Source organism: Paucibacter sp. TC2R-5, assembly GCF_025717605.1.
GTDB classification, from domain to species: Bacteria; Pseudomonadota; Gammaproteobacteria; order Burkholderiales; family Burkholderiaceae_C; genus Paucibacter_A; species Paucibacter_A albus.
This window is the reverse complement of record NZ_JAJIRQ010000005.1, coordinates 206,116-232,339: the sequence shown is the minus strand read 5'-3', so window position 1 is coordinate 232,339 and position 26,224 is coordinate 206,116. Positions and strand designations below refer to the sequence as shown.

General features: G+C 63.4%; 17 protein-coding genes. 5 read left to right on the top strand and 12 right to left on the bottom strand.

Annotated features, from left to right (window positions below; translation table 11 throughout):
• Window positions 1–78: 78 nt before the first annotated feature.
• From LNV08_RS13645 to LNV08_RS13635, 3 genes are all read left to right on the top strand, one after another.
• Window positions 79–2,166, top strand: a complete 2,088-nt coding sequence (locus LNV08_RS13645) for a D-(-)-3-hydroxybutyrate oligomer hydrolase (protein WP_263534265.1) — start codon at window positions 79–81, stop codon at window positions 2,164–2,166.
• 122 nt (window positions 2,167–2,288) lie between these two features.
• The gene (locus LNV08_RS13640) at window positions 2,289–3,503 is read left to right on the top strand and encodes a metallophosphoesterase family protein (RefSeq protein ID WP_263534264.1); all 1,215 of its coding nucleotides are present in this window, start codon (window positions 2,289–2,291) and stop codon (window positions 3,501–3,503) included.
• Between the two features lie 20 nt (window positions 3,504–3,523).
• Window positions 3,524–4,156, top strand: a complete 633-nt coding sequence (locus tag LNV08_RS13635; RefSeq protein ID WP_263534263.1) for a PEP-CTERM sorting domain-containing protein — start codon at window positions 3,524–3,526, stop codon at window positions 4,154–4,156.
• 70 nt (window positions 4,157–4,226) lie between these two features.
• Here LNV08_RS13635 and LNV08_RS13630 read toward each other — a convergent pair whose 3' ends face one another.
• Together LNV08_RS13630 and LNV08_RS13625 are read right to left on the bottom strand one after the other, a co-directional pair.
• Window positions 4,227–4,775: a GNAT family N-acetyltransferase gene (locus LNV08_RS13630; RefSeq protein ID WP_263534262.1), complete on the bottom strand. Its 549-nt coding sequence runs from the start codon at window positions 4,773–4,775 to the stop codon at window positions 4,227–4,229.
• Window positions 4,772–7,051 (bottom strand): TonB-dependent receptor plug domain-containing protein, encoded by a 2,280-nt coding sequence (locus LNV08_RS13625; RefSeq protein ID WP_263534261.1) that lies wholly within the window; start codon window positions 7,049–7,051, stop codon window positions 4,772–4,774. The genes LNV08_RS13630 and LNV08_RS13625 overlap by 4 nt, the downstream gene beginning before the upstream one ends.
• Window positions 7,052–7,151: 100 nt before the next feature.
• Here LNV08_RS13625 and LNV08_RS13620 point away from each other — a divergent pair, with 100 nt between their 5' ends.
• Window positions 7,152–8,423: a citrate synthase gene (locus LNV08_RS13620; protein WP_263534260.1), complete on the top strand. Its 1,272-nt coding sequence runs from the start codon at window positions 7,152–7,154 to the stop codon at window positions 8,421–8,423.
• 34 nt (window positions 8,424–8,457) lie between these two features.
• Here the strand turns inward: LNV08_RS13620 and LNV08_RS13615 are convergent, their stop codons facing one another.
• The 3 genes from LNV08_RS13615 to LNV08_RS13605 all read right to left on the bottom strand — a co-directional run bounded on the left by LNV08_RS13615 (window position 8,458) and on the right by LNV08_RS13605 (window position 11,601).
• The gene (locus LNV08_RS13615; RefSeq protein WP_263534259.1) at window positions 8,458–9,288 is read right to left on the bottom strand and encodes an HDOD domain-containing protein; all 831 of its coding nucleotides are present in this window, start codon (window positions 9,286–9,288) and stop codon (window positions 8,458–8,460) included.
• A gap of 162 nt (window positions 9,289–9,450) precedes the next feature.
• Window positions 9,451–10,167 carry a Crp/Fnr family transcriptional regulator gene (locus tag LNV08_RS13610; RefSeq protein WP_263534258.1) on the bottom strand — a complete coding sequence of 239 codons (717 nt, stop codon included), beginning with the start codon at window positions 10,165–10,167 and terminating at the stop codon, window positions 9,451–9,453.
• Window positions 10,168–10,296: 129 nt separating this feature from the next.
• Window positions 10,297–11,601, bottom strand: a complete 1,305-nt coding sequence (locus LNV08_RS13605) for a glycerate kinase (protein ID WP_263534257.1) — start codon at window positions 11,599–11,601, stop codon at window positions 10,297–10,299.
• 631 nt (window positions 11,602–12,232) lie between these two features.
• Between LNV08_RS13605 and LNV08_RS13600 the strand changes: the two genes are divergently transcribed.
• Window positions 12,233–12,784: a DUF1566 domain-containing protein gene (locus tag LNV08_RS13600; protein WP_263534256.1), complete on the top strand. Its 552-nt coding sequence runs from the start codon at window positions 12,233–12,235 to the stop codon at window positions 12,782–12,784.
• Between the two features lie 254 nt (window positions 12,785–13,038).
• Here the strand turns inward: LNV08_RS13600 and LNV08_RS13595 are convergent, their stop codons facing one another.
• The 7 genes from LNV08_RS13595 to LNV08_RS13565 form a co-directional block, all read right to left on the bottom strand.
• On the bottom strand, window positions 13,039–13,617 hold the full coding sequence (locus LNV08_RS13595) for a PEP-CTERM sorting domain-containing protein (RefSeq protein WP_263534255.1): 579 nt from the start codon (window positions 13,615–13,617) through the stop codon (window positions 13,039–13,041).
• 576 nt (window positions 13,618–14,193) lie between these two features.
• Window positions 14,194–14,937: a PEP-CTERM sorting domain-containing protein gene (locus tag LNV08_RS13590; RefSeq protein ID WP_263534254.1), complete on the bottom strand. Its 744-nt coding sequence runs from the start codon at window positions 14,935–14,937 to the stop codon at window positions 14,194–14,196.
• A 497-nt stretch (window positions 14,938–15,434) separates the two neighbouring features.
• Entirely contained in the window at window positions 15,435–16,220 is a 786-nt protein-coding gene (locus LNV08_RS13585; protein ID WP_263534253.1) for a PEP-CTERM sorting domain-containing protein, read from the bottom strand.
• 505 nt (window positions 16,221–16,725) lie between these two features.
• The gene (locus LNV08_RS13580) at window positions 16,726–17,451 is read right to left on the bottom strand and encodes a PEP-CTERM sorting domain-containing protein (protein ID WP_263534252.1); all 726 of its coding nucleotides are present in this window, start codon (window positions 17,449–17,451) and stop codon (window positions 16,726–16,728) included.
• Between the two features lie 486 nt (window positions 17,452–17,937).
• A complete protein-coding gene (locus LNV08_RS13575) occupies window positions 17,938–18,582 on the bottom strand; it encodes a PEP-CTERM sorting domain-containing protein (RefSeq protein WP_263534251.1) in 645 nt (214 codons plus the stop codon).
• A gap of 230 nt (window positions 18,583–18,812) precedes the next feature.
• Entirely contained in the window at window positions 18,813–20,009 is a 1,197-nt protein-coding gene (locus tag LNV08_RS13570) for a urate hydroxylase PuuD (protein ID WP_263534250.1), read from the bottom strand.
• Window positions 20,010–20,301: 292 nt separating this feature from the next.
• Window positions 20,302–26,220, bottom strand: coding sequence for a CHAT domain-containing protein (locus LNV08_RS13565; RefSeq protein WP_263534249.1), 5,919 nt, complete (start codon window positions 26,218–26,220; stop codon window positions 20,302–20,304).
• Between the last annotated feature and the right edge of the window lie 4 nt (window positions 26,221–26,224).

Sequence of the window (26,224 nt, the reverse complement as noted above, 5' to 3'; positions counted from 1 at the left end):
GTGGCGCGGTCGCTGCGTCTATCGTGATTGTGGAGTCGAGGGCATTCAGACCCTCGTTCAACAATAACGGAGACAAGCATGTTCAAACACCGACAATTGCCCATCGTGGCCTTGATCGCACTCGCCTTTCCTTTGCTGCTGACAGCCTGCGGCAGCGGGGACGACAACCCGCCACCCCTGCCGGTTGACCCGGCAGCGCCCTTCAAGCTCAAGCCCGACTTCCTGAGTGCCGAGCCGCTTCGCACCGACTACGACGGCAGCAGCAACGGCCTGCTGACCGGCAAGGCGGCCTCGCTGACCGAGCTGCTGAGCTACAAACTGCCTGCCAGCCCCAGCCCGGCGGATTTGCGCACCTTGGCCATACAAACCAGCTACACCGGCCTGCTCGACGTGACGGCGGCGGGCGGCTTCGGCAGCTATTACGGCCGCATCTCGGCGGCAGGCAACAAGGGCAGCGAGTATGTGGCGGTGTCCGACGACGGCAGCGGCAAGCAAAACGTCACCATGGTGGTGACGGTGCCGAGCAATTTCGACCCGGCCAAGGCCTGCGTGGTGGCGGTGCCGTCGAGTGGCTCACGGCCAGTCTATGGCGAGCTGGGCACCATCGGCGAGTGGGCGCTCAACAAGGGCTGCGCGGTGGCGCTAACGGACAAAGGCGGCGGTGTCGGCATCCATGACCTGGACCGCGACAACAGCTTTGCTTTCGACGGCGCGGTGGCCACGGCCGGCACGCGCAAAGACCTGACATTCAATGCCAATTTACTCGGCGACGATTTGACCAAGTTCCGCGCCGCCAATCCGAACCGCATGGCCCTCAAGCATGCGCATGGCAAGCAAAACCCCGAGAAAGACTGGGGCAAATACACCTTGCAATCGATCAAGGTGGCGCTCTATGTTCTGAACAAGCAGTTCCCGGCCGCCAGCCTTTCGCCCCTCAACACCTTGGTGATCGCCTCCAGCATCTCCAATGGCGGCGCAGCCGTGCTGCGCGCCGCCGAACAAGACAGCGAGGGCCTGATTCGCGGCGTGGTGGCCGGCGAGCCCCAGCTCAATCTCCCCGAGAACGCGGGCCTCACCGTCAAGCGGGGCGGCGTCAGCGTGCCGACCTCGGCCAAGCCGCTGTTTGACTACATCACCATGGCCGGCCTCTACCAGGCCTGCGCGACCCAGTCGGCCGCGCTGGCGCCGAGCAGCGCTTTTGTGATCGCACCCTTCGCGGCCAACCGCTGCGCTTCGCTGGCGGCGCAAGGGCTGGTCAGCGGCAGCAGCCTGGCCGAACAGTCGGCCGACGCCTTGGCCAAGCTGCACGCCTATGGCTGGGAGGCCGAGTCCGACCTGCTGCATGACAGCCACTACGGCTTCGAGTTCACCGAGTTGGTGGCACACACCTATGCCAATGCCTTCGCCCGCGCCTCGGTGACGGAAAGCGTCTGCGGCTATAGCGTGGCCGGCATTGACGCCGCTTACCAAACGCCAGTGGCTCCCGCGGCCGAGGCCTTCAAGACCGGCTGGGCGACCGGCGGCGGATTGGGCTTTCTGGGCGGCGCTTTCAACATCATTGCGGATGGCTCGGTCGGCGGGCCTGCCTTGTTCTTGCTGGCTGCCTCGCCCAGCAGTGGCAAGCCGGATTTCTATCTCGACGGCGCCACCTGCTTGCGCCGCCTGGCGACAGGCGCGGCGGTGGGAAGCAGCCCCTACAGCGCGGCCGAACAAGCCTTGGCGGCGCGCGTCAAAACGGGGCTGAGCGAGGTGCGCGTCAGCGGTGACCTGCGCGGCAAGCCGGTCGTGATCGTGCATGGCCGCTCGGACGCACTGATCCCGGTCAACCACAACTCGCGCCCTTATGCCGCGCTGAACAAACGCGCCGACGCCAACAGCGGCTTGCGCTACTACGAGGTGACCGACGCCAACCACTTCGACGCCCTGGTCGGCATGTACCCCAAGACCTTGGTGCCGCTGCATGTCTACACGCTGCGTGCGCTGGACCTGATGTGGGCCAAGCTGACGACCGGTGCGGCCCTGCCCGATTCGCAGCTGGTGCGCGCCAAGGCCCGCGCCTCGGCCAGCGTGCCGCTGAGTGACGCTCATGTGCCGGCGATCGCCGCCACGCCGGCCGCAGCTGACAGCATCGTCATCACGGCCGGGGCGATCGACGTGGCGAACTGAACCGAGCAAGAAGCACACGTCACACCACTGTCACCTCCAGACCCTAGGCTGCGCGCAGTCGTTCGGATAGGCGCCCGACACCTTGGGCGCCCTGCATTCACCTAGAGTCCTGGAGGGACCTCATGTTCACTTTGATCAGCCAAAACATCGGCCGGCATGCACTCGCATGCGCGGCTTCCACCGCTTTGCTGGGCGCGCTGGCCCTGTCTTCTACGGCGGCTATCGCCGCTGATGCGGACCCGGTCATCCTGAGCTTCGCCACCGTCGGTGATTCGCGTCAGGACCCGCTCACCGCTGACCCCACGCTTGGCCCCTTGTCCGGCCAAGACAAGACCTGGCTGCAAAGCAGCAAGGCCTTTTCGCGCATTCTGCGCAGCATCCAGGCCCAAAAGTCGAACCTGCTGTTCTTCAATGGCGACATGATCCACGGCTACGGCTGGGCCGGTTTCGGCTACACCTCCAACCTGGGCGGCACGGCCATCAGCGCGCCAGTGGCACCGAGCAATGTCAGCGACATCCTCAACAGCGACCTGGTCAAGTTCTACACCCAGTATGCGTTTTGGCGCGGCATGGTGGCGCCTGTGATGGAAACCGGCACCTATGTCGTGCCTGTGCCTGGTAACCACGAAACTCAGTGCAAGGCCTGCGGCAAGAAAGCCAAGGTGGAGAACGAAAATGCCTGGCGCGCCAATATGGGCGACCTGATCATCGACAGCGCCCGCTTCAAGGCCGTCGTCGGCCAGGACGCCAGCCATGTGAACGTTGGCAATAACGGCGCATTCGATGGCCTCAGCACCGACCAGAGCCAGCTGTCCTACAGCTTCGATGTAGGCGACTCGCACTTCGCCGTCGTCAACACCGACCCGGTCGGCGCCGACGCCAAGGCCCCGGCCGCCTGGTTGGCCAGTGACTTCGCCACCGCCAAGACGCGCGGCGCCAAGCATTTCTTTGCTTTCGGCCACAAGCCGGCCTACACCTACAACTACTCGGCTACCAACACCGCCACACCGGCCGGCGGCCTGGACGTCAACGTCGCTGCCCGTGACGCCTTCTGGAAGGTGATCGAAGACAACCGCGCCACCTACTTCTGCGGCCACGAGCACATCTTCAATATGCAGCAACCCAAGGGCGCGGCCTGGCAGGTGCTGGTCGGCGCGGGCGGCTCGCCCTTTGACTCGAAGAACGGTGACGCTTCGGCCCACCCGGCCACCGACCGCACCTATTCCTGGGCCAATGTCCTGGTTCGCAAGAGCGGCAAGGTCGAGATCACTGCCTATGGCTTCAATGACGCCTTCGGCCCCACCCAGGTGCTCAAGCAAGTCACGCTGGCGCAATGAGACTGAAGCAGAACGCACACATGAAGCTCACCAAGACAATCACCCTCGCCGCCGTGCTCGCACTGTTCGGCACAGCCCATGCGGCCAGCCTGATCGACACCGGCAGCCCCGACGCAAGCAAGCCCGGCTATGCGCTGGACACCAGCAACTTCCTGGCTGTGCAGTTCAATGCCGGCGCCGCTTGGCATATTGACGGCCTGTCCGCCTATCTGAGCGGCGGCAAGGCCGGCGAGCATTTCACCGTGGCCTTGTACGCCGACAGCAGTGCTCATCTGCCGGGCGACTTGATCGCGGCCAGCACAGTCGAGTTCTCGACCGATGGCTGGAACAAAAGTTCAGCGCTGAACTGGAGCTTGCCGACAGCCGGCAGCTACTGGTTGGCGCTGGAAGGTGCCACCAAGGAAGTCATCCCCGGCCTACCCGAGCCGGACGGCAGTTTTGTCGCCAACGCCGGCGGCCTGACCATGCCCGGCCTAACAGCGTTTTCCGACGGTGGTTTTGCCGGCTACCAAGCCAGCCCCGGCATTGAATTCGGTCTGCAGATCACCGGTGCCGTGCCGGAACCAAGCAGCTACTTGCTGCTGTTGGCGGGCCTGGGCTTGGTGGGCGCCACACGCATCAAGGCCAATCGCCGCTCGGACAAGCAAGCCTGAAGCGACCCACGATAGAGTCAAAGCCAAGGGGGGCAGGTCTTGCCACCCTTGGCTTTTTTATCGTGCCATCTCAAGTGGGCGCACGGCCGACCTGGGCGAGCAGCGCAGCCGCTGAAGGCCAGGCGAAGCGCCATTCAGCGGCCGTGCCGCCGCCTCTGACCTCGACCATTCTTCGCTCGCCGCGCTGACCGCCCAGCGAGGCATAAAACTGCTGCGCCGCCAGGTTGACTTCGTAGACCCAAAGGTGGACGCCCTCGGCCGGCACAGCTTGGCTGCAGCGCTGGGCCACGGCCGCCAGCAAGGCGCTGCCAATGCCTTGGCCTTTGTGCCGAGGCAGGACATGCAAGTTGTCCAGCAAGGTTCCCCAGGTTTGATCGGCATTGGGAAAAGCGAAGGCAAATCCGACCGCCTCATCACCCCGCATGGCAAGAAAGCCGAATGAATCCTTCGCGCCGGGGCCGAGTCTTTGGGCCCAGAACGCAGCGCGGTTCGCGCACAGGTCGGCGTCCAGGAAGGCATTGCTGATGATGCCCCGATACGCTGATCGCCAGCTGGCCGCATGCAGGGACGCGATCGATTGAACGTCGCCTGCTGCGACTTCACGAATGACAAGCTTCACAGGCTGCGCTCCCACAGCAGGCGCAGATTGGCGCCGGTTTGCAATCGTTCCTCCAGCCTATGGTCCAGGCCTTCGGCCAGCACGCGGCGCTGGGTGGTCTGATCAGGATGCAGCAGATTGCTCAGACTCAAACGCCACTGAGACTGTTTCTCGGGCTTCCAGGCCGCGTAGAAGTCCAGCGCCGCATTGCTCGATTTGTCAGCCCAGCGGTCGACGGCCAGGCGCTTGAGGCCACCGGTCGTGATGTTCAGATTGCCGCCCCAGCTGAGCGCGCCCGCTATGCCGGCGAGGGGCAGCGTCACGGGGCGGTGGTCGAAGCCCAGGTTCAGGCTCAGCGGTGTCTGCTGAGCCAGGCGGTTATCGGGGCCCGGCACCGCCTTCACACGAGATTGATTGAGGCCCAAGTTGGCACGCAAGTCCAAAGCCGGCGCGGCCGGGCTCGCGCTGCCGAGCAGCTCCTGCACGCTCAACTTGCCTTCCAGCTCCACACCCTGCACCCAGGCCTGCCCCTGATTGGCGCGGCGCTCGACCCAATGGCCGTTCTGATAGATCAACTCGCTGACGATCACCTGCTCGATGCGTTTGAGATAGCCGCTCACACTCAGCAGACTCGACTTGCTCAAGGGGTGGGTCCAGCCAGCATCCAAGCCCCAGGCCAGCTCAGGCAGCAGGTCCGGGTTGCCTTGCAGATCCGGCGTGGTGGGGCTGTTGTTATTGGCGACAAAGCGACGCGGGGTCAGCTCGCGCGGCGTGGGTGCCTTGTAGCTGCGTGCCAGGCCCATGCGCAGCTGATCCTTGCTTGCGGGCACTCGCCACAGCACTTGCAGCACCGGGCTCAATACGCTGGAGCGCTTGTTGACCGTCTCGAACACATTGCCCGAGCTGATGGTTTGCAGCGCCTCCCAGCGCAGGCCCAGCGTGGCTTGCCAGGCCTTGCTGATGTCGATCTCGTCTTGCACAAAAAAGGCCAGCCGGCGAATGCGGGCGTCATAGATTTCGTCCAGGTTTTCCACCGGCAGGCCGCCGGGCAAGGGGTTCTCGTGCTGCAGCCTGTCTTCGCTGCGGCGGTTCTCCTCGGCATCCCAGCCGGTACTCAGGCTATGCTGGTCCGCCAGCGCACGGCGGTGGCGCCCGGCCAGGCTCCAGCCTTGATCAACGGCCAGCGAGTCGACCTGTGCGTCGCGAATCCAGCGGCCGCTGAAGTCATAACCCTCATACTGAGCGTTGGAGTCGCGCTGCAAGCGGGTGTAGCCCAGCTTCAACTCCCATTTGCTGCCGTCCGCCTCGCTCAAACTCCAGTTCAGCCGGCTGCGCAGTTGCAGTGCCCGGATGTCCAGTGCCAGATCGTTGTGCGCCTGCTCGGGCGGCAGGCCGACCGAGCTGTAACGATCATCGATGGCGCCCCCTTTGGAGCGCGACAGACGCAGCAGATGATCGGTGCTGAGGGTCTGCTGCGGAGACAGCGTCCAGGTCGCACGAGGGCTGAGCGTGAGCCTGTTGCTGCGGTCATATTCGCGCTTGTCGGTGCGGTAGGCCTGCACGACCACGCCTTGAGCGTCGAGCGCCTGCTGATCCAGCAGCATCGGCCAAAGCTGCCGCTCATGGGCCAAGCCCAGCCCCAAGCCCCATGAGAATCCGCCATCACGGTCGCCCAGCTGCATGTCAGCGCTCAGGGTCGGCTGCTCCAACTGCGAGCCCAGCCCCAGTTTCAGATCCCGCTGCGCCTGCCGCGCCGTGCCACGGGTGACGATATTGATGCTGCCGGCAATGGCTTGGCTGCTTTGCTCGACGCTGGCACTGCGCGAGACCTCGATGCGCTCGATCGCCTCGGGTGAGATCGATTCGAGCGAGAAGCCCGGCGGCACAGGTTCGCCATTGAGCAAGATTTGCGTGTAACCGCCGCCCAGGCCCGACATGCGAATCTCCGGCCCGCGCGAGCCCTGGCTGACGATGCTGATGCCGGGCACGCGCCGCAAAGCGTCGCTCAGGCGCGTGTCGCCCTGGCGCAGCAGCTCGTCCCGGTTCACCACCAGCAAGGCGCCCACCGACTCGCGCCGCGCACTCAGCGCATTGGCCGCACCATCGCCCTGCACTTCGACCCGTTGCAGCGTGGCAGCCGGTGCGAGCACCGCGGGCTGAGCCGGCGTGGCCACGACAGCGGCCTCACTTTGCGCCTCGGCCAAGGCTGGCCACAGCAGGCCAGATATGCCCATTACGCCAATCACGGCCAATGCGCCCAACACCCCGTTTTTCATCCGCCCAAGGATTGAATTCACCACGACATCACTTTTCAAAATATCTCAGCACCCAGGGTGCAGGAGCGCGATTAGACTGTGGCTCGCCAGACAAATCAATCTTGATCAAGTTAATCAAGCTATGCGCAAAACCAAGTCCGTCGCCCGCGCTCTGCCGCCTTCATTGACGCAATCGCTGGGCCACCTGCCCCTGAGTGGCACCTACACCTTGTTGGATTCCAGCGCGGCGGCCTCCCGTTTGGGCATCAGCAAGGCCACGCTCTACGCCTATGTCAGCCGCGGCCTGCTCAGCGCCACGACGGACGCAAGCGACCCACGCGTACGACGCTATTCAAGCTTTGAGATCGAACGGCTGTTGCGGCGCAAAGAAGGCGGGCGCCAGCGTGAGCAACATTCGATGGCCGCGCTCAGCGAAGGCTTGCCTGTGCTGGACACGGCCCTGTCCTGTGCGCGCGACGGCCAGCCGATCTACCGCGGCCAGTCGGCTTTGGATTTGGCCGAGCAGGCCAGCGCCGAAGACATTGCACGTTTGCTGTGGCAGTTCGACGCCGCGATTGACCCCTTCGCCGGGCCTGCGCCGACCCTGTGCGCGCCTTGGCACAGCCTGTGCGTCACCTTGCCGGCCGGCCACAACACCCGCACCCTGGCCTTGTTCGCCACAGCCTTGGGGGACTTGCATGGTCCGTCCTGGCTGCCCGACGGGCCGGCTCTTGCGCAAGCCTGCGCCGCCCATCTGCGCGCACTGATCGCCAGCTTTTTGGCCAGCCCGCCTTCAGACCAGCCTCTGCACTGCCAATTTCGCGAGGCTTGGCAGTTGCCGGCTGCGGCGGACCCGCTCTTGCGACGCGCGCTTGTCTTGGTGGCCGATCACGAAATGAATATGGTCAGCTTCACCGCCCGCTGCCTGGCCTCGGTGAACGCCAGCCTGGGCGCTGCGCTGCTCGCGGCGATGTGCAATATAACGGCCAACTTCAACGGCGGCTCCTGCGAACAGGTGGAGGCCTTGTGGGACGAATTGGCGGCCGCGTCCGATCTGGAAGCTGCACTGATGCGCCGGCTCGACCGCGGCGCAGGTCTGCCGGGCTTCAACCATATGTCCTATCCGGCGGGCGACCCGCGCGCGCGCATGCTGCTGGCCGAATGCAGCCATATGCCCGGAGCCGACTCAGCTGGATTGGCGCAAAGCATAGCCCCGGCCGTGGAGCGCCTAACCGGCTGGAAGCCCTCGATCGACTTCGCGCTGGTGAGCTTGCGGCGCGCACTGGGCGCGCCGGCCAACGCCGCGCTAAGCCTGCAGATGGCCGGGCGCGGCATCGGTGTGCTGGCCCATATCCTGGAGCAGCGCCGCAGCGGCCAACGCCTCTGGGTGGCGGCGCGCTACACCGGACCTTGAAGACTGGCGGCCTGAGCCGCCGCTTGAACCGCCCTCAGTGGAGCAGTTGCTCCACGTCGCTGGCCACATCGCCTGCGGCCGTGATCTTGGCTTCCAAAAAGGCCAGATCCAGGTGCAAATGTTCGACCAGGTCGGGCACGGCAACCAGCAGCGCCTGCGCCGGGTTGTCGTGATGCTCGGCGGCGTCGGCCAGCACTTCGGCCAGATGCAAGACCGCAGCCATCAGCGAAAAGGGTCGAATCTCCATCGGCGTGTTGGCATCCTTGAAGGCCTCGACCATGGTCGCCGGGAAGCGCCAGTGCGAAGCCAAAGAGGCCGTCACATCGGCATGGGTGCAGCCAAAACGGTGCTCTTCCAGCGAGAAGCGGCTGCCCGGCTCGGCCGCATGGGCCTCAACGTCGGCGACCATCTCAGGCTCTTCCATTGCCATCATCAGCTGGCCCGTGCGCAGCATCAGGCCAGCCAGATAGCTGGTGTCGGCGTCGACGCGCAGAATCTGGCTGAGGATGCGGGCGTAGGCGGCCGTGGTGATGCTGTGGCGCCAGAACAAGGCGCGGTCCAAGCCCTTGATGACCGGGAAGGCGCCCGAAATACAGGCCGCCAAAGACAGATTGCGCAAGGTGTCCAGGCCGAGCGCGCCGGCGGCGTCGTTCAGGCTGGAGATCTGGTGCGAGGGGCTGTAGCGGGCCGAGTTGGCCAAGCGCAAAACCTTGGCCGACAAGGTGGAGTCCTTGCCGATCAGATCGGCGATGGCGCCGAGGCTGATGTTCTCATCGTCGAAACTGCGAATCAAACGACTGGCCACCTCGGGCATGGTGGGCAAGGCGTTGTTGTTCTTGAAAAACTTTTCGGCTGCAGCGCTCACATTGGTCTCCTCAAGCTGATGGCCCAAGGTTTGAGCAACCTGAGCAGCATCGGAGCCACCACAGCGGGGCCCCGTTACCCGCAGTCTAAGCGGCGGCCGAGCTTTTTTGCTGAGATTGAAGAGCTGAAAAGCGCTGAAATTTACCGCCAAAAGGCGCGGCCCTCAGCCATGCGCGAGGTTTTGCAAGGCGGCCAAGTTCAAGAGCTTGATCGAATAGCCCTTCACCTCGATCAGGCCGGCCGTCATCAGCTGGCGCAGCAGGCGGGACAAGGTCTCGGGTGTGATGGCCAACTGCGCCGCCAACTCGCGCTTGCGCTCCTTCAGCGCCACATCGGCCCCCTGCACCGGGCTGCGCTGCAGCAGCCAGGTGACCAAGCGCTTTTGTGCGTCCTTGGACATCAAGTCATGGGTGGCGCCGGTGAGGCTCTGCACGGTCTGAGCCAGGCCCAGCATCAGGCGCTCGCGCATGTCCGGAAAGCGGTCCAGCAGCACGCGCATGCCGTCCAAGGGAAGCTCAAGCAAGGTCGAGGGCTGCAAGGCGCGCGCATCTTGCACATGACCCGAGCCCAGCCAAGCACTGCTCAAGTCCAGCCAAGCCGGCCCATGGACACATCGCTCCAGCTGAAACGGCTGGTCTTCGACGGCCGAGCCAAGACCGACCGCCCCGTCCAGCACCGCGACCAAGCACCTGGCTGCCTGCCCCCGCGAGAACACCGCTGCACCGGTTTGCAGCTGGCGAGTTTGGGACAAAGGCGCCAAGGCATGCAACTCGGCATCGCTGAGCCGAGGTGGGCCGAGCAACTTGTCAAGCAAAGCGGCACTGCTGCCGGTACTGCGCGGCAAGCGGCGAGCGGACTGGGAAATGATGGCAGTATCCACGGTGGGCCTGACGGAAAAGTCGCTGAATGGATCGCAATGTGTCGCAAGCCCCTATTTCTGTCTTTGCGAAAAGTCAAAACGGCACCTGACAAACCCATCCGCGGGGGCCGCGGCTTGCGCCAGCGCAAATCACAGGATCAGCAGCGCCCTGAAATCATTCACATTGGTGAAGGTCGGGCCGGTGTTGACCAAGTCCCCCAGCGCGTCGAAGAAGCCGGCGGCGTTGTGGGCATCCAGCTCGGCCTGAGGCTGCAGACCGAGCGCACTTGCGCGGGCCAGGCTGCTCGGCGTGAGCATGGCGCCCGCGTTGGGACCGACGCCGTCAATGCCGTCGGTATCGGCCGCTAGCGCGTAAACACCGGGCTCGGCGTCCAAGGCGATCGCTGCCCCAAGCAAGAACTCGCTGGCGCGGCCGCCCTGGCCAGGAGCGCTCATGCTGCCTCGCAAAGCCACTGTCGTTTCGCCGCCGGACAGCAGCACGCAAGGCTTGGCAAAAGGCTCGCCATGCCGCGCCACGGCGCGTGCGATCGCCGCATGCACGCGGCCCACCTCGCGCGACTCGCCTTCTATGGCGTCGCTGAGGATGTAGGCCGCAAGACCCAGCGCCCGGGCAGCCTCGGCTGCGGCCTGCAAACTCTGCTGCGGCGTGGCGATCAGACGCATCTGCTGGCCCGCGAAGCAAGCCGCGCCCGGCTTGGGCGTCTCGAAGGCGCCACTGCTCAAGCCTTGCTGCGCCGCCGCCGGCAAGGCTATGCCATAGCGCTGGCAAATCGCCAGCGCTTGCCCACAAGTCGTCGCATCCGCCAGCGTCGGGCCAGAGGCAATAACGGCCGGGTCGTCGCCGGGCACATCGCTGATCAACAGGGTCAGCATTTGCGCCGGCGCACAGGCCGCGCCCAAGCGCCCGCCCTTGATGGCCGACAAATGCTTGCGCACGCAATTCATCTCGCTGATGCTGGCGCCGCTTTTGAGCAGCGCGCGATTGATGGCCTGCTTGTCGGCCAAGCTCAGGCCGGGCGCGGGCAGGCTCAAGAGCGCCGAGCCGCCGCCCGAGATCAAACAAATGACCAGATCGTCGGGGGTAAGACCTTGTGCCATGGCCAAGATGCGCGCGGCCGCTGCGGCACCAGCAGCATCGGGCACCGGGTGAGCGGCCTCGACCAACTCGATTCGGCGCGGCCTGTAGTCCGGCGGGCAATGCCCATAGGGCGTGATAACGAGGCCGTTCAGCGGCGCATCAACAGGCCAGGCCGCTTCCAGCGCCTGCGCCATCGCGCCGCCTGCTTTACCGGCACCCAGCACCAGGGTGCGTCCAGTTGGCGGCGCCGGCAGATGAGCGGCCAAGATCTGGGCCGGCAAGGCGCGAGCCACAGCAACATCGAAGAGATGTCGCAGAAGATCGGCGGGGGATTCAGACCCATTGATGGCGCGCATGAGCTTCATTATCCAGGGGCATAGACGCCGATGGTGTTTGTTAGGGCTAAGTTTGCTCTGCCCGCACGATGCCTGGATTTCGCCCCGGCGGGCGCCTCACTTTTCTTGCCTTCGCCAAGAAAAGTGAGCATAAGAAGGCACTCAACCGCTGATAGGCGTCTGATCCTTCGGCAGCCGTCGCAAGCGATGCTTGCTTGGTGCGGCCTCAGGCCCTGCCGCATGGCCCTTCGGGTCCGCTCGGATGCTCAAATTTGCCAGGCCGCGCCCATGCAGAAGGGGAATTCTGAAGAACTCGGCTCGCTGCACCTCGCTTGACCAGCTTGAATGGCTGCGAGCCGAACTGCCCCGATCTTCCGCTGAGATTGGAAGTCAGCTTCGTGCTCGGCGCAGCTACAGATTCCTTTGCGCCTGCACAAGGCAAAACGCAGAAACTGCCGCGGCTCCCGAGCGGAAATTCCGAATGGCCTTGCGAGCAAAAAAACGTGGAGATTTACATCAGCGCCCCCCCGAGATAGGGGATGGGGAGGGCTCTTGTCGCGCAAATATACTGCGCCCGACCCAGCGCTTGGCGGACCTGTTGAGTGGCAAATGATCGGGTCATTACACTTTTATACAGACAGAGGGAAGAACAATGCAGAGCTTGAAGAAGAAGACTTTTGTGACCGCCGCCCTGCTGGGAGCGTTGGCCTTGACAAGCGCGGCACAGGCCTCGGTGCCAAAGCCATTGGTCGATGTCGGCGACGGCACCGTCTATGACCCCAATAAGCACCTGATTTGGCTGAAGGACTGGAACCTCAACGGTTCCAATAGCTGGGCCACGCAGAAATCTTGGGCCGAAGGCTTGACCTTCGCCGGCAGCAGCGACTGGGAATTACCGACCATTTATCAGTACATTGAGCTGCGTACCGCCTACGGCGGCAATCTCACTTCAAACACTCTGCCGTTCAAAAACGTGCAGTCTTACTACTGGTCCAGTACCGGGTATGGGTCGGGTACGGCCAACGCGTGGAACTTCGGCACCACAGGCGACTTCCAGTACGGTTTCTCCAAGAACGGTAACTTCGCTGCCGTAGCTGTGCGTACAGGCGATGTGAGCGCCCCGGTGCCGGAGCCCGAGACTTACGCAATGCTGCTGGCGGGTTTAGGCGCCCTGGCGGTGGTCGCCCGGCGGCGGGCACGCTGAGGCTTTGAGGCTTCGTCCCCTTCGGATCTTTTGAGGGGGTTTGGGGGCGGCGGCCTTGAAGCCTCGCCCCAGCAGCGCCCGCTCTGCGGCTGCGATGCCGCTCACTGCTCGGCGCCATCGCAGGCCCCCGGTCAATCAACGTAGCTAGTTATCTGGCCGGGAGAATGGACGCTCCGCAGCCATTGAACTCCGCCGCCGCGCATAAGAAAACCGGCCACTTGAGCCGGTTTTTTCGGTAGGCCTAAGTCAATCGATTACTGCTGCTTGCTGCTACGGCGGCGAGCAACCAAGCCCATGAGGCCAAGACCAGCAAGGAGCATTGCATAGGTTTGTGGCTCTGGCACTGCGGTGATGGTGAATGCCCCGGATTGAACCTGGCTTGTGGGATCCACTCCAATCACAGGCCGTACTTCTCGAAAGGACACCATAGACTCGCTCACGCCAGGCGTTCCCGCCCCGGATGCGAACCCAAAAAAGGTACCGCTGCTGAAGTTGTAGGCGGCCCAATTCGTGTAGCTTCGCGGCTGAGGCAGCGTATTGCTCAACAGAGCGAAAGAGTCAGCCGCTGTACCCAAGAAATATCCGCCTGCTGTTGTATAGAGCTGCGGCTTGTTCGATGTCGCAGTCAAATCAACCGTGACTCCATTCCATACGACAGTGAAAGCACTGAAGCCAACCCCGGCGTCGTAGGTGAAGCTTCCTGCCGTCGGCGCAATTGACCCCTGCGTGACGGTGAACTGGATCGCGTAATTCTGTGGTGCAGCCTCCGCTGCAAACGGGGCGATCAAGAGCGAAGCCGCAACAGCCGCTAGAGCACGAGAAAAAACGGTCATAAATCTCTCCCTTTACCTTCAGCACCGGAATGTTTTGATGGCGCGACCTCTCCCCGATGCGACCTGAGTACGCGCTTGCCTGAAACGGTCGCGGGGTTGTATCACAGGGCTTGCGTCTCTCGCTATCGTAAAAACGATAGGCCTGCACCCAATGGTCCGCCACCCCCTAACTTGATGGATCAACGGTGACTGATTCACCACCAAGATGGCTGCATGTGGCCGGCCCTTTGCGCTGTTTTTATGCTGCCGTAGGCGGGGGCATTGGGCCGCTTTGGCCACCCTGTTGCCGCCTCCACTGCGCATCTGAAAGACAGGAACTTGCCTGCCGGGAACGTGAGACCGCAACATCGCTGGGAAGCCGACCTTGACCAAAACGGTCGGCTTAGCGCAAGCCGGGACATCTCGGGGGCACTGCACTGACTGCGTGGCAACACAGTGCCCTGAGCAACTGCACGACATCGGTAATTGGCAGGGATGAATCGCTGGGATTGAATTCCGCCGCTGCGCACAAAAAAACCGGCCACTTGAGCCGGTTCCTTCTTTCATGGGCAGGGCAAGCCCAAAGCTTGCTGCTGCTTACTGCTGCTTGTTGCTGTTGCTGTTACGGCGGCGAGCGGCAAAGCCCATCAGGCCGAGACCGGCGAGCATCAGCGCGTAGCTTTGTGGTTCTGGCACCGCAGCGGTCACATCTCCGTCGCGTACAGCCAGCGCGTACTCACTAAAGTGCTTGGCGAGTTCGCTCTGTAGGCCGACGTTGGTATGGAAGAACCACGCGTAGTCTGATTCCGACGCGAACTCCGTACCGGACCAGTAGAATTTGGACTGCAGATTCTGGAAATCGCCGGTATTGCTTAGGCCATAGCCTGGCTGATAGTTAATTGTGCCGGGCGCGACGTAGCTCTTGTTCCCCAGGCTCTGAAAGAAGAGGTGCGCCATCTCGCTGCCATTGACTTTGTCACTCAGCGGGTTGTAGCCGCAGCTGGTGCCACCCGTGTAAGAGTAATCACAACTGCCATCTGGCGTGGTGACATGGGTCGTCGGCAGACGCCAGCCGCTCAGGCCGAAGAAGTTGCCGTTTTCGGCCCAGGCTTTGGCCGTGCCCCAGTCCATGGTGCCGGTGCTGCCGGCACGCAGCCAGGTGATGTTGAGTTCGGTGTCATAGAAGGCATCGGTCGTGCCGTCTTTGTCGATGTCGCGCGCTTGCAGCGTGGTTTCCCATGTGCCTTGGCCCGGCACGCCAGCGGCTTGCGCCGCGCTCACCATGGCCAGTGCGCCCAGCAGCGCGGCCGTTTTGAAGGTCTTCGTCGTCAATTTACGCATAGTCTTTTCCCTGAATAATTGGATCTCAAAGCACCGAGTGCACGCTTCAGGCCCATGGCCAGCAAGCACTGAAACCGGCGGGAGTGTAGCTGCGGAAAAAAGCGAAAACTCCACTTATTCGAGGGGTTATGCTTGTGGATATTCACAAAATTTGCGAGGCCCGAAAACCGGTGTTCCTGGTGTTCACTTTGGTGTTCACCGGCGTGCGCTTGAAAGTGCCAGGCATTCGTTGGCGAGAAGGCGAAACCCGCCAAGGGTACATCGGCGCCAACTGCCCAAACAACGCTGCCAGGCCAGACAAGGCAAGGCTGAAATGCCGCTCACTGCTCGGAGCCATCGCCGGCCGCAGGTCCGTCAGCGTACTTCGTTATCTGGCCGGGATGAGGGACGCTTCGCAGCCATTGAACTACGCCGCTGCGCATAAAAAAACCGGCCACTTGAGCCGGTTTTTTTCATACGCAGGACAAGCCCAAGGCTTGCTGCATGCTGCTTACTGCTTACTGCTGCTTATTGCTGCTGCGGCGACGAGCGGCAAAGCCCATCAGGCCGAGACCGGCGAGCATCAGCGCGTAGCTTTGTGGCTCTGGCACCGCAGCGGTCACATCGCCGTCATGCACAAGCCAGACAAAAGCAGAACGACCTATACCCACTGTGCCCTGTTGTCCCGCCTTCAGCTCCGTGTAGCCGTCGTCATAGGTGAAGGTGAGCTCATTTATGAAAAAAAACGCTCGCTCAGCCACAACCTGACCCGTCGGATCCGCCGCGTCATAGGAGCCAGTGCCGTACCAGTAATAACCTTTCGAAAGATTGTTGAAGGGCCCTGTATTGACCAAGCCAGCCCCGGCCTGGTTAGACCCATTCGGAGCCACAGAGGCCTTGTTGCCCAGCGTCACGTAGTACATATGCGCCAACTCGGCATTTGCCGTGCTCACGTTGTAACCGCAATCGGAGCCACTGTATTCAAAATTACAGCCCGCTTCGGCGAGATCAACCATTTTCGGCAAGCGCCAACCTGTGATGCCATAGAGAATCACGTAGTTGGCCGCCCAATCATTGGCCTGACTCCAGGGAAGGGCAGCCCCGCCCGCGTTGATGAACCAGGTGATGTTCAAGGCCGTGTCGTAGTAGGCCTCCGGGCCGTTGGCCGTGATGCCGTCCAGGTCACGCGCTTTGAGCGTGGTTTCCCATGTGCCTTGGCCCGACACCCCGGCCGCCTGAACAGCGCCCACCAAGGTCATGGCGCCCAACAGTGCGGCCGCTTTCAATGTCTTCAGTGTCTTCATCTTCAAGCTCTGCATTGTTCTTCCCTCTGTCTGAATGTAGGTGTGGCGACCCGATGATTTGCCACTCAACAGGTCCGCCAAGTGCAGGGTCGGGCGCAGTATATTTGCGCGACAAGAGCGCAAACCATCCCCGAATTCGGGGGTATTGGGGCAAATGCCTCGCCTCTCTTTGCTCGCCAGGCCGCTGGACAATTCAGCCGGCGAGGCGGCCACGCCAGCCCTTGGCGGCGGCAAAAGCCGAGCCCTTCACTGCGCCTTGGCTCTGGCCTCAAACCGGCGCCCCAGCAAGGTCCGCTCTGCGTCTGTGATGCCGCTCGGCGCCCTGAGCCATCTGCGGACCTCGGTCAATCAGCGGACCTCGGTATCTGGCAGGAAAGGACGCTTCGCAGCCATTGAACTTCGCAGTCGCGCGTAAAAAACCGGCCACTTGAGCCGGTTTTTTTTCATGCGCAGGGCAAGCCCAACGCTTGCTGCTGCATGCTGCTTACTGCTTACTGCTTACTGCTTACTGCTTATTGCTGCTGCGGCGGCGAGCGGCAAAGCCCATCAGGCCGAGACCGGCGAGCATCAGGGCGTAGGTTTGTGGCTCCGGTACAGGCACCGCTTCCGTCACATCTCCGTCGCGCACGGCCAGCGCATAAAGAAGAGGGTCGTTCTTTCCGAAGCCCTTAAATTGCTGCATGCCATATTCGGTATCGAAGATCCACGCCACATCCATATCCGGAAAGTCCTTTTGAAAGGCCCAGTAGACGCCGGGCTGCCACAGAGTCTGGAAATTGCCGGTATTGGTCAGGCCATAGCCCGTTTGCACTGTCGTTGTGCCGGGGATGTAGTAGCTCTTGTTCCCCAGGCTCTGAAAGAACAGGTGCGCCATTTCGCTGCCAGTAGCGACGCTGCTGTCGGGGTTGTAGCCGCAATCGGTGCCGCCTTTGTTGCTCCAGTCGCAGCCGTTACCACCTTTGTCCACGGCATTTGGCAAGCGCCAGCCCTTCAGGCCGAAAAAGGTCTGTTTGGCCCAAGCGCGGGCCTCGTCACCGCTTATCGCGCCGTAGGTGTTACCGGCACGCAACCAGGTGATGTTGAGGTCGGTGTCGTAGAAGGCTTCCGGGCCATTGGCAAGAATGCCGTCCAGGTCGCGTGGTTTGAGCGTGGTTTCCCAGGTGCCTTGGTTCGGCACCCCGGCTGCTTGCGCCGCGCCCATCAAGGTCACTGCGCCCAGCAGCGCGGCCATCTTCAATGTCTTGATCTTCAAGCTCTGCATTGTTCTTCCCTCTGTCTGAATTTATGTGTGGAGACCCGATGATTTGCCACTCAACAGGTCCGCCAAGTGCTGGGTCGGGCGCAGTATATTTGCGCGACATGACAGCACAACACCCCTGATTTCGGGGGGGCTAGTGCAAATACATAACTTCTTTCGCTCGCCAGGCCGCTCGGCCATTCAGCCGGCGAGGCGGCCACGCCAGCCCTTGGCGGCGGCTGCAGCCGAGCCCTTCACTGAGCCTTGGCGCCGGCCTCGAACCAGCGCCCCAGCAAGGCCCGCTCTGCGGCTGCGATGCCGCTCACTGCTCGGAGCCATCGCAGGCCCCCGGTCAATCAGCGTAGCTCCTTATCTGGCCGGGAGAATGGACGCTTCGCAGCCATTGAACTTCGCAGCTGCGCATAAAAAAACCGGCCACTTGAGCCGGTTTTTTGTTTATGCGCAGGGCAAGCCCAAGGCTTACTGCTGCTTGCTGCTACGGCGGCGAGCGGCAAAGCCCATCAGGCCGAGACCGGCGAGCATCAGCGCGTAAGTTTGTGGCTCCGGCACAGCGAGGGCCACATCTCCGGTGCGCACAGCCAGTGTGTAATTCTTAGAGTACATGACATCGTGGTTATACCAGCCACCACCGGCATGGAAGATATACGCGGAGCCTGAAAAGGCAAACGAACTGGACCAGTAGCGCTGGCGCTGCACGCCGTCAAATTGCGCCGACAAGTAGTCAAAACTCCCACCTGCATCGTTCCAAATGGATAGGAATTGGTTAGCGCTGCCGGCTGGTTGGTTACCGCCAGTTGGCAAGGACCAACCTTTGAAGTTGGTCTGCGAAGCACCTGCCGCTTCAGCCAGGGCCTGGGCCGAACCTGCGTCAGCCGTGGCGCTCCAGACGCCCGTACCGATATTCCAGTCGTTCAGGATCGTCAGGTCAAGCGTGGCGTTATAGAACATTGCGCACTTGCTTGCACCCGTCGCGGTGCAGGTGAGGTCCACCGCACCGTTGGCAGCGCGCCCTTCGAACGCGGATGTGGCTTGCGCCGCACCCATCAAGCTCATGGCGCCCAGCAGCGCGGCCGTTTTCAATGTCTTCATCTTCAAGCTCTGCATTGTCTTTCCCTCTGTCTGAATGTAAGTGTGGAGACCCGATGATTTGCCACTCAACAGGTCCGCCAAGTGCTGGGTCGGGCGCAGTATATTTGCGCGACATGACAGCACAACACCCCTGATTCCGGGGGGGCTAGCGCAAATACCTAACTTCTTTCGCTCGCCAGGCCGCTGGGCAATTCAGCCGGCGAGGCGGCCACGCCAGCCCTTGGCGGCGGCTGCAGCCGAGCCCTTCACTGCGCCTTGGCGCCGGCCTCGAACCAGCGCCCCAGCAAGGCCCGCTCGGCCTCGGTGATGGCGGTTGCATTGTTCAGCGGCATCAGCTTTTGCACCACCGCCTGTTGATAGAGCAACTGGGCGTTCTGAGCGATCAAAGCGGGCGTGTGCAGTTGCACCCCCTTCTGCGCCAGCTCGGCGTTGTGGCACAGCACGCAGCGCTGCGTGATGACGGCCTGCACCTCGCCAAAGCTCGGCGCGGCCTGCGCAACCGTGAGCGGCGCCCGCGTGGGCGCCATCCACATGATCAGCCCGGCCAGCAGCGCCAGCGCGCCAGCCAGCAAACCCCAGGCATTGACACCCTTGTGGCGCTTGACGAAATAGGTCCGCACCAGCACGCCTACCGCCATCAACAGCGTCAACACCAGCCAGTTCTGCGCGTGGCTGTAGAGCATGCCGTAATGGTTGCTGAGCATCGCAATCAAGACCGGCAGCGTGAAGTAGGTGTTGTGTACGCTGCGCTGCTTGCCGCGCTGGCCGTAAACCGGGTCGACCGGGCGGCCCGCGCGCATCTCGGCAATCACCTGCTTCTGGCCGGGGATGATCCAGACCAGCACGTTGGCGCTCATCATCGTCGCCATCATGGCGCCGATGATCAGGAAGGCGGCGCGCCCGGCAAACAGCTGGCAGGCAGCCCAAGTCGCCAGGGCTATGAAGACGGCGATCAGGCCCAAGACCCGACCATCATGGCCTATGCTGCCATCGGGCTTATGCCCGAGCCGGCGGCAAATTTGGTCATAGACCAGCCACCCCGCGAGCAAAAAACCCAGTGCCGCCACGACAGCCGCCGGCGCGCTCCAGACTTGCACGCGCGGGTCGATCAGATAGGTGTTGGCGTTGAACAGGTACAGCGTCACAAACAGCGCAAAGCCGCTGATCCAGGTCCAGTAGCTCTCCCAGTAGAACCAGTGCAGATGCTGGGGCAGATTGGGCGGCGCCACCATGTATTTCTGCGGGTTGTAAAAGCCCCCGCCGTGGACAGCCCAGAGTTCCCCGTCAACGCCTTTGGCGCGCAGCTCCGGTGCTTGCGGCTGGACGAGGTGATTGTCCAGCCAGACAAAGTAGAAAGAAGCGCCGATCCAGGCAATGCCGACAATCAGGTGCAGCCAACGCAGCAACAACGCGGCCCAATCCAGCAGATAGGCGAGATCCATGCGAGTCTCATTCAATGAGTCAGATGCATCTCACCACAGGCGGGCGCTGTGAGCTGCAGACAAGTCGCGTCAATCAAGGCCGCTGCGACAGATTTCCTTAGAACTTGTCCGTAAATAACCGGGGTCGGCTGACGGTCGATTTGAACCCATAGCTGCGTTGCAGATCCTCGCGATACCTACGGGTATCGCTGTGGTCTGCGCCTTGCTCTGCGCTCAAATCGCCTCGCCATCCTCTGACCCGGCTATTTACGGACAAGTTCTTGGTGCGGCAAAGTGTAGCGAGCTTTCCAAGTCATCCGGGCTTGCGCGCTTTCTTCGCGGACGGGCCGGGCGGCCTTGGTTTGGCCGGCCTATCCGTGCGCGCCGCATGGCTGGGCAGAATGCTTTGCGCCAGGGCGATCAGCTGGCTCGCGCTGCGGCTCAAGGCGGCGTCATCATGTTGGGCCATGGCCAGCGCATCGACGAAACGGGACAGGCGCTCAAGCCGGTCCACAATCGCCTCCAACTGCAGCGGCCGCACCGTCACGCAGCCCAGCGCCTGGGCATAGCTGGCGGCTAACTGTTCAAACCAGCGCCTCCCCTCCTCCGCGGCTTGGCCCAGCTTGCCGTCTATCATGCGTTCGACCAGCAAGGCTTCGGGCTGGATCAGCAGGTCCCAGGGGCTGGGTTGGATGGCAAAGTTGCGAGCGGCCGTGCGGCGGCATTGCTGCGCCAGCTCGATCGCCGCGTCCTTCTCCGCCGGGCTGTGCCAATCGGTCAAGGCATCCAGCGCCAAGCGGTAGAGCGCATGGCAGGGGCTGAAATGGTCTGAGCCGGGCTGGCCTTCACCGGCCCGGTAGGCCTCGACGCCTTGCTGCAAGCAGTTCGCCATGGCCTTGGCGGCAGCGTCGGCAGCGGCCGTATCCAGCTTGCCACTGAGCAAACGGCGGGCCTGCAAGTTGGCCTTGCGTTGCCAGGCCGCGCCACGCAGGGCGGTGCGCTCGCTGTGCATTGATGAACCGGCGGCGACGTCGTTTGAGTCGTCGTCATCGCCATCCGCCACCAAGGCGTCGAGCCCGTCGAGGCGGCGCAGCGCCAGATCGATCAAGGCTTCGCCGGCCCGCAATTGCTGCAAGGCCGCCGCGTCGCCGCTCAAGGCCTTTGGCAATGCCTCGACCGCACGCGCTTCACCCAGCCTCGACTCCACATCGACCAATTTTTCCAGGTCAGAAATCGGCACGCCGCCACTGCGGTCCACCGCCTGCGCCGCGCTCAGAAAGGCCGCGCGCGCACGCTCCCATTGGCCAAGATCAAACCAGGTTTTGCCCAAGGCATATTGCAGCTGCGGATTCTGCTGCCAGCCGGGCGGGCAGCGCCGCGCCAGCGACTCAGCGACATGTTCGACCTCGGCCTGCAGTTCGCGCGAGCCCAGGCTGTCGCCCCGGCGCGCCAGGTCGGAGCGCAGGCTGGCCAACTCGTCAAGCATTTCGTCCGGTGAGACATAACGCCCTGCCGTGCCGGCGCCGCCCAGCTTCTCGGCCGCAGGCTCGGCCAGCCAGACCGGGTCGCCGTAGGCCTGGAAAGCGCCCCAGGTGATGTCCTGGGGGTGGGCCCTCCAGGTCTCCCTGCGGGCGGCGAACACCGCATCGCCAAAGGGCTGGCGGCGCAGCAAGAGTTGCTCGTAAAAGACCTGGCCGAACAGGCGCGCTGATTCGTCATTGACGGCCCAGCCGGCCACGACCACGCAGCGCACACCGATGGCGATCATTTCACGCGCCACACTGGCCGCCAGCTTGTTGCTGCCGGGTCCTTGGCTCTCATTGTTCACCTGGCCCAAATGGCAGCAATTCAGAAACACCAGCTCGGGCACGGTCTCCATCGCCATGATCTCGGCCGCGGTGATCAGCAAACCGTCAGACAGCAGCACACCGCTGCGGCTGCGTCCATCGACATGGGGCAGATCGAAGACGCCATGGGCGGACACATGCAGGATGCGCCAAGGCTTGGCGTAGAGCTTGGCCAGCACGTCGCTGGCCTTGTTGTAGTCACCAATGACGCCCTCGACCTCGTAGCCCATGCTGCCCAGCAAGCTCAGGCAGGCTTCGCCCTCGGCCTGTGCCCCGGGCAGATCGGGCGGCGCCTGAGTTGGCTGCCCATTGAGCAGCGGGAAGCCCTTGGCGAAGCCGGCCACCGAGGGGTTGGCAATCACCAGCGCGCGGCACACCACGCCCTGATGCACGCTGGCACGGAAGACCTGCGCGGCCAGCTGACGCACGACCGCCGTGCGCAAGGCCAGCGGCTGCTTCTCTTCCGACGGCCGGTCCGGGTCATCGGCCAGCATCAGCTCCCAGGGCAGATTGGCGGTGTAGCCATCCACGACCAGCACCACCCGGTCGAGTTGGCGCGCAGCGTCCTTGAAGTCATGCGGCACCATCAGCTGGAACAACATGCGACCGAAGTCTTCGTTCCAGATGGGGTTGGCGATCTGCTGCGCCACCATCTGCTCGATCAAGCCGGGCTGACGCTGCAAGGCGACCGACTCGGCGCGCGCTCTTTGGCCAACGAAAACAAAGCGCAGCTTGTCGGCCAGCGGGGCGGCGCCACCGCTGTGCGCCGCCGCGTTCTGGGCTTCGCTGCGCTCGGCGTCGGTGATGATCAAGCGCGGCCAATAGCTGGAGTTGCCATCGTCGTACAGGCGTTGCCGGAAGCCCTCGCCTTGCTGCAACTCACCCTGACACAGCAAGGCCGTGCCTTGCTTCTCGGCCTGGGCAGCCAGCTGCGTGCTCAAGCTTCGCAGCGCGTAGGTGGCGCCGATGGCGGTGTCGAGGTAGAGCTCGATGATGTCGAGCCGGCCGATGCGGATGTTCAGCCGGGTGGTGGCGTAGAAGCGGGTGTTGGCCTCCATCACGCCGCGCACCAAGGCCTCCACCGAAGCCGCCACGGTCAGATTGGCCGAGGAGTTATAGCCCAGCAACAAACTGGCCAAGGGCACCTCGCGGTCCGCCTTGCCCAGCACATCAATGATCTGCAACAGGTAGCGCAAAGCGCCGGTTCGCACCGCTTCGGTCAGGTCGGCCGGGCTCAGGGCGCGGTCATATGAGCCGAGGCCGGTGACGACCGCGCCGCTCAAGACACCCAGTTGGCGCTCGAAATCGCCGCGCACCCGCAGCACCACAGCGGCCGTGCCGCGCGCGCCGGCATACAGCCCCAGGCTGTGGCGCTCGCTCAACTCCTTGTTCAACAACTCGCGGTCGATCAAGGCCTCGGCGCCGGAAATCGGGTCGCGCTCGTAATGCCCGACCAGGATGGGGTCGGACACAAAACGCAGATCCATCGCCTTGACCGCCACCTCCAGCCGCCTTTGCGTGCGGGGCGGCACGCGGTTGCGGGACGAGCCACCCATCAGGCCGCGCAGCAAGGCGTCCGGGTCCTCGGCGCTGGGCGGGCCGGCGTCATAACTGACCGGCTGCGCATGCTCGATCGCCCGGGTGCTCGGGGCTTGGCTGCTCAGAGCCGAGGTCGAGCCCGAGTTCAGTAACTCCGTCATGGCCGTGAAGTAGGCGCTGGTCGAGAGCAGGTCGCCATGTGCTGCCGGCAAATGATAGAAGCGCCCAATGCCGCCGATACGCCCGGAGTCCCAGGTCACCGTGCCGTCGCCGCGTGTGGTGCCGACCATCTTCAAGCGCGCGTTCGAGCCTGTGCCTTCTTCACGCAAACCACAGGGCGTGTTGGGTGCCTGGCCAAAGATATAGATGCTCTTGGCCTCGTAGGCAGCCGGCAAGGCCGGCGCATTGGGCCCGTCCTGCGCCCACAACCAGTTGGCCGAAGTCAACACCTCTTGCTTGGGCGTGCCCGCATGTTGGTCCCCAAACCAAAAATCCCGCACCTTGTTCTTCAGGCTCAGCCAGGTGTCGGCTTCTTGGTAGGCATAAGTTGCGCCGCCATCCGGCTGACCCTGGAAGGTGTCGACAAAACCGGGCTTGGGCAGCAACTGCAAGGCACCTCGGAAGCCGGCAATGATGTCCAGCACCTCCTGCATATCGTGCGTCACATCCAGGCGCACCAGGGTGCGCAAGGTGTCGCCCTTGCCGATCAGGTTCTCCACCATCGAATGCGCGCCCTGATGCGGTGTGCCCAGCATGATCAGGCGGGCGCCGTCGCGGGCCATCAACTGGTCCATCACGGCGCGGCGCTTGTAGATGCAAGCGCGCACCACCAGGCCGCCCATGCTGTGGGCCAGCAGGCGGATAGGCTGCTGGGTTTGACGCATCAGGCGGTCCAGAAACTCGCCCAGGCGCTCGGCCAACACATCCAGCGGTTGGCGCCAGTCATAGGGGAAGGGTTCGACCCGATGACTGTCGGCCAGATGTTTGCAGACGCGGCCATAGAACATCGCGAACAACTCCTCGGCTTCGACCCCGCTGCGCGACCATTCGATTTTGGCCAGGCCGCCGGTGGCAATATCGCCCGGGTCGAACCAGACCCGGTCCTTGCCTTCGACCTGCAAATGGGAGCCCATCACGCCGGGCAGCACGACCACAATCGGCCGGTCAGGGGCCGCTGCGCTGCGGCTGGCGCCGGCGGCCGCCAGAGCCGCTTCATAGTCAGCCGGGTCGGGCAAGGCACGGAAGCTGCTCAAACCCTCGGGCTCGGCCACCAACAGCCAGTCGCGCAGCGCACTTCGGGTGTCGATATTGACGAAATAGCGAAAGTGCGAGACATCGGCACCCCGGTCAAACAAGACCCGCGCGGCGGACTTGGGCGCGATGCCGGCCAGCATGGAGGTGGTGTTGACGACCAGGTCGTTGTCGTCGTTATCGAAGAGCAAGAAGTCGGTCAACATGACGCCCAGGCGCAGCAGCATATTGCCGCCCTGGATGTCGCCGGCGATGATGGACATGGCCGTGCCCGGCCGCACCGGCGCGTCGTGCAAGAGCCTGGCCATAGGCGAGTCCGGCAGCATCGCCTCGATGCCCGGCACCAGATGTGCGTTGCTGCGGTTTTTGGCAATCTCGATCACCACCCGCTTGAACGCCGAATAAAGCGGGCTGCCGAAGAAAAAAGGGACGGTGCCGATCAGCGTCAGCAGACCGGACAAAAACACATCGAAGTTGCCGCTGGCCAACTTGGTGCCGCTGGCCGGCGAGGCGGCGCGCACATAGCGCTGCACGCTGATCTTGCGCTCGCGCAGCAGACCGGCCAGCGTGCGCAGTTGCAGGCGCTGCTCGGCATGGGCGTCTTTGAGCTCCTTGATCACGCGCCCGGCTTCTTCGGTATCTGCGTCGCCCGTGCCTTCAAAGGCAAAGGCATAGCCGTCGATCAAGGCGTCGAAGTCCCCCAGGCACAGCAGATCCGCCACCAGGCCGCCGCGCGAATGGGAAACCAGGCAGATTTGTGCGCCTATGGGCAACGCACGGACCAGCTCGATCGCGTTTTCGATCGGGCTTTGCGACAGAGTTCTGTGCTCAAAGCCATAGATGCCGCCGCTGAACTTGGCCTGCAGTGCCCCCCACAAATCGCGGTCGCCGCTGCGCAACTCGCCAAAACTGCCCAGGGTGCTGGAGCCGGTGCCATGCACAAAGACCAACATCGGGCCGACCGGCGGTTTGGCCTCAAAACCACAGTCCTCCAGGTCTTGCGGCTTGCCCGTCGCTGAAACCCAGCGGTACAGGCCCGGCGCTTGCGACAGCTGTTTCTCGATCGCCCACATCAAGGCCTTGGTGCCGGCCCAAGTCACCCCCAGCTCGGCCTTGTTCTTCAAAACCCCCAGTGCCGCATCAATGATGGCGTCGGGCGCCGCCCCGACTGCAAAGGAATAGACCTTGCTGATCAGCCCGCCGACCGCCTCACCCAGGCCCCGGCCGGGTGCCGCGCCTTGGGCACGCAAGGCCTCCAGCAAGATGGCGCCGTCCTCGGCAATCAGCTCAGGATGCGTCAGCAAGAGCGTCTCGCGCAGGCGCCCGGCGCTGGTGATCAGCGTGCTGCCATCGGCCAGCTCCAGCACCAGCACCTCGTTGGCCGCCGCAACATGGGTCTGCACCACGGCAGCGCCAGCCACGCTGCGCGCGGCCGGGCTCATATCAAACGCGCTCAGCGGCTCCAGATAGCCATCCGGCAAGAAGACGTCATCACGCCGATCGGCCGATCGGGCTGCCGGCGTCAGCATGGCCGGCAAGCGCAGCTGCTCTGCCGCCCGGCCATTGAGCCTGATCTGGATGCTGCGCTCGGCCATGATG